General features: G+C 61.6%; 4 protein-coding genes. All 4 read left to right on the forward strand.

Annotated features, from left to right (window positions below; translation table 11 throughout):
- Nucleotides 1-167: 167 nt before the first annotated feature.
- The 4 genes from KF841_09165 (at nt 168) to KF841_09180 (ending at nt 12,679) form a co-directional block, all read left to right on the forward strand.
- Nucleotides 168-2,837, forward strand: a complete 2,670-nt coding sequence (locus KF841_09165; GenBank protein ID MBX3395525.1) for an FHA domain-containing protein — start codon at nt 168-170, stop codon at nt 2,835-2,837.
- A 136-nt stretch (nt 2,838-2,973) separates the two neighbouring features.
- Nucleotides 2,974-10,695 (forward strand): hypothetical protein, encoded by a 7,722-nt coding sequence (locus tag KF841_09170; protein ID MBX3395526.1) that lies wholly within the window; start codon nt 2,974-2,976, stop codon nt 10,693-10,695.
- An 82-nt stretch (nt 10,696-10,777) separates the two neighbouring features.
- Entirely contained in the window at nt 10,778-11,887 is a 1,110-nt protein-coding gene (locus KF841_09175) for a glycosyltransferase (protein ID MBX3395527.1), read from the forward strand.
- Between the two features lie 297 nt (nt 11,888-12,184).
- Nucleotides 12,185-12,679, forward strand: coding sequence for a hypothetical protein (locus KF841_09180; GenBank protein ID MBX3395528.1), 495 nt, complete (start codon nt 12,185-12,187; stop codon nt 12,677-12,679).
- Nucleotides 12,680-12,838: the final 159 nt, after the last annotated feature.

Below are 12,838 nucleotides of genomic sequence, written 5' to 3' on the forward strand. Positions count from 1 at the left end.
TTTATCGGGCCAAACGGCCGTTGTGATAAGTGATTCTGGCGCGAGGTCCGGCCCCGGCGTAGCTCCGCCGAGCGGATGCGCAAACTGGTCGTTGGCAGGGACGTTCGCTCCACGGTCGAGCACGGATTGTTCGACCCGCGGTTCATCATGGATGAGGAATTCGGCCCGTGAGCACAACTCAGGAATTCACATCGGCGCTTTGCAGGGGACTCCGTCTGGTTGCTTCAGGTGGAGGCGGGCCTCGACAGGCCTGCGAATTGAATCATGCCGTCTCGATTCTTGGATCGGGCGATTGGTGCGATGTCATACTCGAGGCACCGGATGTCGCCGATGCGCATGCGGCGATCGTCAAATACGCCGGCTCGGGCTACCTCTGTGATCTCGGAGCCCGTGGCGGCGCGATGCTTAATGGAAGATTGGTGCGATGGGCAAGGCTGACCTCGGGCGACAAGGTCCAGGTCGGCCCCTTTGAGTTTCACGTCGAGATCGACGAAGAGGTCGCTCGCTCCGGAATGACGCAGCCGATCTTCGCACTGCGCGGAGACGATGAAATTGGACTTGTAACCAGTATCGATCCCGTGCTGCTGATCGGGAGCGACGGCGGTAGTGATATTGTATTGAAGGATCCCGGCGTCATGCCGCGGCATTGCCTGATCGTCTGGAGCGATCATGGTCCGCTGGCACGCGATCTTACCGGCGATCGCCTTTCGTTCGTTAACGGCAGGCCGATTGCAACCGCGCTGCTGGCCGACGGCTGCACGGTTGGCGCTGGATCGTACGAGTTCGTTTTCGAAATTGAGAGCGAGCCGACTTTGGAGCAGGCTGCCGGCGGACGATTCTCGGATGGCCTGGAGGCGGAACCCGCTCCGAAGCCGGGCACCCCCGGGTTGATCGCGGCGCGCTTTGCTGCCCGCGACGGCGACATGCCGGCGGAATCGACGGCACAGCCCGGCGAGAGTGACAGGGATTTCGAAAGTCTTCCGGGGCAGACGCATTCGCGAGAGACCGGATTGGTCAAGACGAATCGCCCCAATTATTTCAATCGGATCGTTGAGACGGCCGGCGCCGATCTGGCCGAGATGGCCGAAATGGAGGCTCGCGCCGAGTGTGGGCCGGGTCGCGACGAATCTGCGGACGAGCAGGCTGCGAACGACGTACACGAGGTCGCCGGCGAAGTGCCGGAATCGACGACCGGCATGACGCCGGAAGCGATTCTTCGCAAGGCCGAACAACTCCAGCGAAAAACCGCCGAAATGCGTCGCCGTGTCGCGGACGCACAGAAAGCGCTCGACGCACGGGCGGAGAAGCATCGCGAGGAAATCCTTCGCGAGCGCCATCGACTCCGCGAGAAGCGAGCCTTGCTTCAGATGCAGGCCAAGGCGCTCGTCGAAGCGGCCAGGTCCGGGAAGAAATCGGAGGATGATGCGCCCGGCAAGTCCGTCGCGTTGGATGGCCGGAGTGATTCAGGAAACGTGCTGGAAGTCCACGACGAGCCGGCGCAGCGGGCGTTCGTCGAATATGTGGCCAACGAGTCAAGCGTCCGGCGGCTGTTGAGCGGAGCTGCCGACCTTGAAGAACTGTCCGACTTCAATGCAAAGGAAACGGATCGAATCTTGAACGACCCGCGCTCCTACGCGGAAGAGGAATCGCTCAAAACGCTGGAGGATCGGGTTGCCGAGTTGATTCGTGTTGCCCAGTCCGAACGCAAGGAAATTGAACGCGGCGAAGCGCTGGTCGAGACGCTCCGATTTGAAACGGAACGCCAGCGACGCACACTGACCCGGCGACAGGAAAAACTCCAATCTCGCGAAAAGTCGCTCGAAGATCGATTCCGCTCGCTCACCAAGGCTCGAGACGCCATCCGCAAGGAGCGCGCGCCGCTTCTCGCGAGGTTGAAAGCACTGGATGCCGACGAGGCCGTCATTCGCGACCGGCTCTCGGAAAGCGAGCGCCTGCATCAGGACCTCGTTCGGGAGGCCGAGGCGATCGACGAATTGCAGGAAGGCCTGGAGACCCGGGAGCGAGCCTTGCTGCACAAGCTGGAATTGGAACGCCAGCGATTGCTCGCCCGGCAGACCCAACTCAAGCGAAAAGCCGCCCAGCTCGCCAAGGCTGCTCGAGAAAAACGGCTCGCCATCGAAAAGGAAATGGTCCGTCAGCAGGCCGATCTGGAGGCTCGCGAGGCCGAATTGCGTGCCCAACGCATGGCGATCGAGGAATCGGCGCGAGGCGAATTGGAAAAAACCGCCGGAAACATTGAGCAAGTACTTAGTGTGAGGCTGTCCGAAATAGAGGCCGAACTGGAGTCGCGGCGGATGGATCTCGACACCAAGGTGCAGGAACTGGCTGGCCTGAATCATGCGCATCTGAAGGCGGCCCGCGAGGCCAACGATCCGATCGATGCGTCCCTGCGGAGAATCGCTTCGGAATTCACGGGAATTTACCAGGCATCGGAAGAGGATGCCGAGGTCGATAGCCGTCATGGCTCGCTCGACACCCTGGCCGCGGAGATTGACGCCTTCAGCAGGCGGAATGCGAAGACGACATCAATCGAATCGGACAACGATGAAGCGTCATCGAGCGACATGTCGAACGGCTGTGCTCAGTCGGATTCCAATCTCAGGGTGCGGCCGTCGAGCGGACCGATTCTGAAGCTCGCGGACGAGGTCGGCGACGACGAACCGGCGGTTGCGCCGATCGACAATGAAGCGGAGTCGGCCGGTTGTTCGACGGTGGATGTCCTCGATGAGGCGATGTCGAATGACACGCCCGATGCGGAATCGAAGCGACAGACGACCAACAACGATAAGGATGCCGAAACGCCATCAAGGGACTGACGATCAGACGCGGGTCTGTTTGTCTTGAATAGAGCAGGCGAATCCCTGTTTTGCGTGAGCAGTGATTCGCGGCAACTCGGCGCGATCGATCAAGTTTCTCCGTCGATCGCGTCGGTCACGCACGGAGCTGTTTTTCATGGAGCAGGAGACTCGCCGAAAAACCGCCGGCGGCGCAACGCTGCCGTCCGCGGAAGCGACACCTCGTCCACGTTTCACAATTCCATCCGGCGAGTCCGTCGCCGCCGACAGCGTCCCCCAGGATGCGGCTCATCTCGCGGCTTCCCGGCCGAAGTCGGCGGATCGCAGCGGTCTGGCCTTCGGCGCGGGAGAGTCGGAACCAATCTCGCCGACCTCGCAGACCGTTTCCGGTTCCGGCGACGAGATTATGGAAGACCTCTCACGATTGAACGATGCGTCGCGTATGGTCGCAGGAATTCGCCAGTGGGTGGATTCGCAATCGACCGAAGAAGCGGCGATCCTGGCAAACCTGACGCGAGGGTCCGGCTTTTCCGTGCTCAAGGATCTCATGGGGTCAGATGAAGACGAAATGGATTCGCGTTCCATGCCGATCGCGGGCGCGCGTTTCCGGCCGCCGGCTGTTTCTGCGCGACAGTCGGAGGCGGCGAAGTTGGATCAGAACCCCCAATTAGGCCATGACCCCGATGCGGTTACGACGGTAGAATCTCCGGGGCGAGAGGGGGCCCGGGGGGAGGTGCCGCAGGAACAATCGGCCACGGATTCGGACGAAGGCGTACTTGATATGGAAAGATCCCTCGACAAGCCCAAATCGCACGACCGCGGACCGTCGACCGATGTTGCCGCAAACGAAGGAGATCAATTCCTTCTGGCGGCCGAGCAGCGGCAGGCCCAGGAAGAATTGCGGCGAATCCGTGAGCGCGGTCCATCAGCAGGCCTCGTCGGCGGGGCGACCGGAATTCGGGGCGGGGACGAGCGCTCCGCGATGATCCGTGATCGGGTCGCTCTGGCGCAGCGAGCACTCGATGAGAGGGCGCAAAAACTAAGTGAAGAACTTGCGCAGGAACGTGAGCGGCTCAAGGCCTATCGCGATCGTCTTCAAGCCAAGGCGCAGGAACTCCTCGAATCGACCCGGACACAGAAGCAGAAACTCGTCGAACAACGGGAAGAAATCGACCGGGCCGCGGCTGATCTGGCGGCGGCTCGTGCTGAATTCGAGGCCGCGCAATCACTTCTGGAAACAGAAAAATCCGCATTGGAATCGGCGCGCGCGGAACTGAGCGAACAGGCAGAGCTCGAGGCACGCAAAGCGACCGCGGAGCGATTTCACGAATTGGAATCGGAAGCAGCCCGCCGGCAGAGCGAGTATGAATCACGGCTTGCTCAGTTCGAAGCGGACCGGGCGGCGTTCGAGAGCGAGAAGACGCGCGCTCGAGAGAAGCTGTTCGAGGAAATCGAGTCTGCTCGATCGGCTCGTATGCGCGAGGTGGAACTGGAGGCGGCGAATCGCGAAGCGGAATCAGCCGCTGCGCGAAGTCGGCTCGAAGCGGAAATTCGGGCGCTTGAGAATGAACGATCGCTCGCCGGCGAGAAGCTGCGGGACGAGATCGAAACAGCCCGCACGGCTCGGATGCGCGAGCTGGAACATGAAGCCGCCCAGCGCGAGGCGGAGTTCGCGGCCTCGCGAAACCGGCTTGTTTCGGAAATACAGGAATTTGAGGCTGAAAAGCAGCGGATTCGCGAAGCTACGTTGACGGAGGTCGAGCGTCTGAAGGCGCAACGCCTTGAGGAAGCTGAACTTGAGCTTCGTCGAACCCGGGCGGATGCCGAGGCGGCTCGCGCGAATCTGGAGGATGCTCGGCGTGAATTTGAGGATGAAAAGCAGCGAATTCTCGATCAACTGACATCGCAATCGGACGAGGCAACCCGAAATCGTCTGCGCGAACTGGACGAAGAATCGGCCAAACGGCGGACCGAGTTTGACAAGCGCGAGGCCGCACTGCGCGAGCGCGAGGCCGCAATCGCGAAGGATCGCATGGAAGCCGAGCAGGCCATGCGCGTGCGCGAGTCAGAACTTGCCGCGCTGAAATCCGAACTGGAGCATTCCCGGCGTCAGCAGGAGGTCGAACACGATGCCCGCGTCCGCGAACTGGAACAGGCGCGGCAAACGTTTGAGCGTGATCGAGCGGAGACGACGGCCGAACTGCAAAAGCTGCGCGTTGATCACGAATCCGAGGTGCAGCGCCGTGGCAGCGAACTGAGCGAATTGCAGAAGCGCCGCGACGAGGAATTCCGCGCGAAAGTGTTCGATCTTGAGCGGCTCCAGCGCGAGCGCGAGGAGCAATTTCAATCGCGCGTGGCCGAATGGGAACGCAATCGGCTCGAACGCGAATCCGAACTCGAATTCAGACGCGCATCCATCGAGCAGACGATCGCCGAACGGCGTGCTGAACTCGATGCCGAATTGTCGACGCGGCGGGAGGAGCTTGAGGCCGAAGCATCACGGGTCAAGGATGAGCTGTTCGCGGTCATTCGAGAGCGCGAGCAGGGGCTAGATCAGACGCGCGCCCTGATCACGAAGCGGGAAGCCTCGATTGTCGAGCAGGCTGCATCGATCAAGGAGCAGATCGAGCAACTTGAAATCCGCCGAAAAGCGATCGCGGATGCGGAAGCGGAAATCGACCGTCGCCGTGAAGAGTTCGACGGTGAGCTTCGGGCGAAGGAATCGGAATTGCTCCATCGGGAGCAACTGCTGGCGCGCAGGTCCGAAGAACTGGATGGCATTCGCGCCGAACTCGCGGAGTTCAAATCAACAACCGAGCAGTCGCTTGAGGCGCGCGAGGCCGAGCTGGCTCGCGACCTGATCGCCCGACGCGCGGAGTTCGACGAATACCGCCGCTCGACCGAGAGTACGCTGGCCGAACGCGAGTCCGCTCTGGAGCGTGAGATCGTCGAAAAGCGATCGGCCCTGACGGAAGAGATTGCGTCGCGGCGTGCCGGTGTCGAACGTGAGCTGGCATCCCTGCGATCCTCATTTGAAGTGAAGATCGCGGAGCTTCGCAAGGAACTCGAGTCCAAGCAGACCGGCGTTGAGGGCGAGCTTCGCATGAAGCGTGCGGCCTTCGATGCCGACATCGCAATGCAGCGCCAGGAATTCGAAGCGGAGTTGCGTGTGCGGCGGGAGGCGCTCGAGCGGGAGTTCGAGGATCGCCGTTACGAACTTGAAGACGAATTGTCGCACAAGCGCAAGGAACTGACGGAGGAAACGACGGCGATTCGCGCCGAGCTGGAAGACGCGGCCAGGCGGCACGAATCGGACGTTCATCGCGCGAAGGAGGAGTTGTCCCGTGCGGAGGCGTCGATCAAAGAGCGCACCGCAGCGATCGACTCGCAGCGGGCGGCGCTGGTCGAGCGCGAGGCGGAGATATGCGAGCGTGAGCAGGCCATCTCGGCGGGCGACGGAGAACTGGCGAAGCTTTCAGCTTCGCTGGAGATTCGCGAGCGGCGGCTGAAGGAGTGGCAGGCGCGAATCGAGCGCGCGGAAGCGGCGCTTGAGCACGAACGATCCACTCTTCAACGCGACCGAGACGAAGCCGCCGAGATCGCGCAGAAGAACAATCGAATCACGCTGCAACTGGGTGCGGAGTCCGAAGCGCTGAAGTCCCGGCAGGCGCAGGTGGACAAACTGCGTGGCGAGCTTCAGGAGAAAATCGCCGAGATCGAACGATCCCGGTCCGAGATTGATGCCGCACGGGCGGAACTGGACGCGGCAAAATCGGAGATTGAATCGCAACGCGAGGCGTTGAACGCGCGAGGCATGGAACTCGATCGGCTGGCCCGATCGACGGAAGCCCGTGCGGAGCAGGTGACCATCGGTTCCCGTGAGGCAGAGGAACTCCGGCGACGAGCCGAGGAACTCGAACGCGAAAAGCGCGAAGTGTCGATGCGAACCGCCGAGGTGGTTCGTCGCGAGGAAGCGCTTCGCGAACGGGAAATCCTGCTTGAGCGGGAACGCGGCGAATTGAATGCCGCGCGCCGCGAGATGGAAAGCACACGTGCACGCCTCGACGAGATTGAATCCGAACTCATCGACCGTGAACGTCAGATCAGTGACCGCGTGATGCAGGCCGCGGAGATTGAGCATCGTGCCCGCAAGACCGAGATGGAATGCGATGCCGCACGGGCGCAGCTTGAGATCGAGCGCGAACGCGTTCAGGAAGAAATTCAGGCCGAGCGTACAAGCGGATTGGCGGAACTGTTCCAGCAGCGCGACGCCTTCGCAAGGGAATCCGCAGAATTTGAGCGCCGCAAGGCTGAGCTGGACGAGGCTGATCGGTCGCTGCAATCACTCAGAGCCGAGCTTGAAACCGACCGCGCAAAGCTCTCGGACGAGCGCTCCCGGTTTCAGGAGGAGTCGGCCGCCTTCGAGGAGAATCGCAAGGCCATCGCCGCCGAACGCGAGGCACTGAGTGCGGAGAAGGCGGCACTGTCCGAGCGTGAAGCCGAACTGACTGCGTCGCGGGAGCGCCTGGAAAAGGAACGCGCCTCGTTGGATGAAGAGCGGATTCGAGCTGAGCGCGCTGCGGTGGCGGTGGCCGACCGTGAGCGCACCTTGAAGGATGCTCGTTCGAAGCTGGAATCGGAGCGCCGAGAAACCGAAGAGGCGCGTCGCCGCCTTTCGGCTCGAATTGAAGAGACGAAGCTGATTCGCCGCAAACTCGCTGAAAAGGCCGATCGTCACCAGCGGCGCAAGGCGCGGCTCCTGTCGGAATATGCGGAATTCGAGACGCGGCGCAAGGCGTTTGAGGCTGAACGTGCGGAGTTTCGTCGCCAGCGTGACGGCCTCGAAGGACGACGCGAGGACATCCACGCCGAATCGTCGGAGATCGAAGCGGAGCGGCAACGGATCGAAGAGGAACGCCGCCAACTGGAGCAGTCCCGGAAGACCTTTGAGGCCGGACTGCGGAAACTCGCCGAGGATCAGCGCGATGTCGCCGATCGCGAGTCGATGCTGACGGAGAAGGCCAGTCAGCTCGAGGCGTATCGTGATCGGCTTGAAGAGGAGTATGCCGAGCTTCAATCGCAGAATCAGAGATTTCTCGAATCGCAAGGCGCCGAGTCGCCCGAGTCGAAGCGGCTTCAAGCGTTGATCGAAGAGACCGATGCGAAGGCTCATGAGCTTCGGGAACGGGCGAGCCAAATTGAAGCGCACAGCGAAGCGGTTGAGGCTCGTGCGGCCGAGCTGGAACAGGAGCAGTCCAGGATCGAACGGCGGCTGCGCGAGATGGATAGTCGTGCCGCCGAACTGGAGCGCCAGCGGGAAGCGATCGAGGCGGAGCGTGCCGAGTTTTCGTCTGTGATGGCTGTCGAGCAGGCCACCCTTGAAAACCTGCGACGGGATGCCGAGCGCGCGAACGAGCTTGAGCGTGAACGCATTCGAAATCGTGAATACGAGCTGCAGGAGGAGACCGCCAAGTATCGCGATCAGCTTGAACGCGAGCTGGAAGATCGCGAACTTGAAGCAATGGACGAACTGCGTCGCCGGATCGAAAGCGAAATGGCCGACCGGCTCGCGGAAGTCGCGCGGAAGGAAGCGGAAGTCGAGGTGCAGTGCGCGTCCCGAATGCTGGAAGTGGAGCGCGACATCGATGAGCGCCTCAGTCGACTGGAGGACGAGATTCGCCGTCGTCGTGAATCGACGGAAGCATCGTTCAGTGAGCGGAACGCCACGCTGGAACTCGAAATCAAGGAGGCCCGATCCAGGCTGGATCAGCAGGTCGAGGATCTGCGCCGCCGCCAGTCGGCCGTCGCCGAAGAGGAGACGCTGTTGCGCCGCCGCCGGGCAGAGCTTGATGAAGAGCGCGAGCGGCTGATCGCGAATGTGAGTACCCGGGACGACGATTCCCGACATTCCGTGCAGGCCCGTGACGACGAAGAAGGGCTTGAGCGGCTGGATGGACCGGACCTGGACGCGCTGGATGGCGCTGCAATCGATGAGATGCTCAATTCGGAGGAGCCGGCGGCTGCCGCGGGAATCATCGCATCGCAGATCGCACAGCTCGAGACCGGGCAGGCGGCGTCACTGCCGATCCATGATCGCACTGCAACAGACTCGTCCGTTGGCCGCCGTCGGATGCGTCCGGTCGTTGCTGCAATTTGTTCGATTGTGGTGGGCGCGATGGCCGGCGCGTATTACATGTGGTCGCCGTCCGATCAGGTTCGCGTGCGCGGTGAGCTGGTGCTGAACGGGAGCGAGTTCGGCGGGACGATGAGCGCCGCGCAGCATGTGGCAGGCATCGTCGGACAGCCGTCGCTCTTTGAAACAGCGTCGGCGCAAGTCGGACGCGACCTGTGGCAGATGTACTCGAGCGGCGCGATTCGGATTCAACCCTCAAGAGAAGCGGGAAAGGTTGAAATGATCGCTTCGGTTTCGCCGTCGGAGGCGGAATCGGCGTCGGCGTGGCTGTCGGCGATCGGCCGTGCATATCAGAAGCGCCTGGAACACATGGAGTTCACGGCGGATCAGCGTCGTTCCGCGCTGGAAGAGGCTCAGGCCCGCCGGGACGCGCGCGTTCGGGAGCGTGATGAGGCGGTCGCGGTTCTCGCACGGCTTAGAGAGAATGTTGATGCCGATTCGACGGCACAGCAACTGGAGACGGCGCGGGCGGATCAGGAATCGCTTAATCGCACGGCTGCCGAGGCGCAGGCGGCGCTGGATGTCGCGAAAGCGGCACTGGAGCGTCATCAATCGTCCGGGATTCCGACATCACCGATCGTGCCGAGCGAAGCGCAGATCGCCGAGTCCATCGGGAAGGATGCCGATCTGTCCCTGGCGATCGATGAACGCGGCGCGAAGGCGCTTCGGTTCCATGATGCCATCGTCAAGGCCATGTCGAAATCGATTGTGCCGCTGACGACGCTGCTGCGATGCGTGGCGGAATTCAGCGCGGAGGTCGAGCAGCAGATTTCGAAGCAGTCGGATCCGGATATTCGTAAAGAGCTGGAGCGCATTGCCATCGATCTGTCTGATTTGAAAGATCAGGCGGAGGAATTTTCGAGGTCGTGGGACGCGCTGTCGCCAAGAGTCGCGGCCTGGAAGGACATGGAGAACGCCGATCAACTGATAGAATATCAGAAGAAGGCGGAGCTGCTCGTCCGCGAGTTTCATACTGCGTCCAAGGCGTCGCTGGGCGCGGCTGTCGCCGGCGTGGATGACATCGGCCGGAGCGGCACGGAGATGACGCAGCGTCGGATCATTCAGGCGCAGCTCAGCAAGCACTCGAACGCCTGTTACGAACGCCGGAATGAATGGACCGTGGCGGCCAGCGAAATCGTTCCGGCCAACAATGTCGAACTGAAGGCACTGCGGGACACGCTTGTGAATCTCACGCCGCGAATCGAGCAGGGCCGTGAACGGCATCGGCAGGCCGTTGCGATGCAATTGATGGAACGCAGGAAGGCCGACTGGCAGGCTGAGGAATCGCGATTGACGGACCTTGTCGCAAAGGCTGATGCGTCTCACCGGGAATGGGCACAAAAGGCGATGGCTGCCATGAAGACGGCACTCAACGTCGATGACGACGCCATGAAATCGATGGAAGCCCGCCGGTCGGAGATCATCACGCAGCAGGAGCGGATTACCCAACTGGAGCGGGATGTTGCGGAGAGCCAGGCACAGGTCGAACAGTTGAAATCGAATTCATCGGTGAACATGTCAACTGCGGTGACGTATCGATCTCTTCCGGCGCCGGCGGCTGCTTCGTTTGATCCGACACGGCTCGGCGCGGCGTCGGGCCTGGGCGGGGGCGTTGCCGTGCTGATGATGGTTGTGATACTTCTCGCGGCCCGGCCGGTTCGCGAATTCGAATCGTCGTCCGTTTGACCGGGGCGGCGGCATGTAGGCCGCGGCCAGCCCCAGTACGCGAATCCGCCGGACTGATCGGTCCGGCGTCGGTGAATCGGTGGTGTCGAGCACGCGCGTCCTTCTGCTTTCAACTGATTTGAATCGGGGTGGATTGCCGCTTCGGCTGGTTCGTCTGGCCGAGCAGTTTCATTCCGTCGGCGTCGATCCGATCGTTGGTTGTCTCGCGCCGCGCGGCCCGCTGCACGAAGACCTCGACTCGGCGGGCGTTGCTTCATTTTCGTGTGATGCACGCGGCCGATTCGATGCAAGCTGTCTGGCGCGCCTTGCTGCGTCAATCCGGTATTTCAATCCAGACCTGGTCCATGCCTCTTTGTTTCATGCGAATCTCGCGGCCCGCATGGTGGGGCGGTGGGATCGTTCACGGCCGATTGTCACGGCCTCGGTGACCGTGGAGATTGAGCGTCGTTGGCATCGCACTCTGGAGGGCCTCACCGCCGGCCTGTCGGATCTGCATGCGGCGAATTCGACGGCCGTCGCGCGACATCTTATTGACGAACTCTCGTTTCCGGCTGATCGGGTGGTGACCGTGCCGAACGCCGTGAATTTTGAGCTTCTGAGTTCAACCCCGGCGATTTTACGCCGGCAACACGGGCTGCGCGAGGACATGCCGCTGGTTGTATGGGCCGGTCGCATGGACCCGGTGAAGAATCTGCCTTTCTGGGTCGATGTCGTGGCCGAGGTGTCGCGCGAGATTCCGGTGCAGGGCGTGTTGCTGGGTGATGGTGCGGATCGACCTCGAATCGAATCGCGCATTGAACAGCACGGTCTTTCGAGGTGGATTCGATTGCCTGGATGGTGTCATGACACGGCCGCCTGGTTCCATGCCGCTGATCTGTTCATGTTCCCTTCGATGACCGAGGGGTCTCCGAATGCCGTGCTTGAGGCACTGTGTTGCGGGTGTCCTGTCCTTGTCAGTGACATTCCTGCATGCGCGGCGGTCATCGACGAGGCCGGCACCGGTCGAGCGTGCCGAATTGGTGACACATCGGAATGGGCGCGTGCCGCGCTGTCGATCCTGTCGGAGCGGGCACACACGGCATCTGAGGCGCCGCAACGAGCGCGGAGCACCGTGGACCGGCTGAAACGCTCACATTCAATGCCGGCTGTTCTGTCGGCGTGGCGTCGCATCTATGACCGCCTGCTGGCCTGACGGGCACCGTAAGGTGGGCCGTTTTCCCTGATCACCACAAGGTGCAAGCTCAAGCCGTACGGCTGGCTCCGGCTTCTTTTTTTGGAATGGGCCGGCGCATGGCCCGTTCCAAAAAAAAGTTGGAGTTGCAAATTATGTATTGACAGAAGGTTCCTGATTCGTGGCCCGATATCGAAAAATTTTCGCGCAAAACAAGTCGAAATATCCTTGTATTTGGTGGAGCAAAAGATATGCTTCTGCCCATAGAAATACATTGAAGTGGGGAGCCGTGGTGCTCGGTGTTCGGCGTCGGAACGAATGGTTTTTCTCGGATATTCCGAAGTTCTGTTGGACGCCAAGAACCGGTTGGCTGTGCCGGCCAAATTTCGGCGGTGCATCGACCCGGAGAAGCACGGCACCAATTTCGTGCTCACGCGAGGGCGCCCGACGAACACGATCTGGGTGTACCCGGAAAAGAGCTTCATCGAACTGGCAGGCGGCGGTGAAAGATCACTGATCGCCGGCGACGACCAGGTTCGATTCGACCAGGTCTTCTTCGCACGCGGAGAAGTGGTCGAACCGGACGGTCAGGGTCGAATCCTGCTTCCCGACCGGCTCATCAAGGGAGCCGGACTTGGGCGAGAACTTGTGGTGAGTGGCGTTCGCGACCACATGGAAATCTGGTCGAAGGATGCGTTTGAAAAGCACACCGCAGAGCTAGAGAGCCGATTTGAAGAGTTGCAGGCGAGAGCTCGCGAGGTGTATCGAGAACAGCGGCGGCAGCCCGGCCAGTCGGCCGGTGAAGTAACCTGACCAACGGGCGATGCGTCATCGCACCGGCGGACCAGGGTAGATTCGGTTGGCGGCGCGGGAGGAGGTCGGTTGAGGATCTCCTTCCGCCCGCCAATTTTCTGACAGCAGACTTCTTAGAATCGCTTTCGGCGAACACGGATGGTGTAGCCGGAGCGGACG

The sequence above is a fragment of the Phycisphaerae bacterium genome, assembly GCA_019636475.1.
In the GTDB taxonomy this organism is placed as follows: domain Bacteria; phylum Planctomycetota; class Phycisphaerae; order UBA1845; family UTPLA1; genus JADJRI01.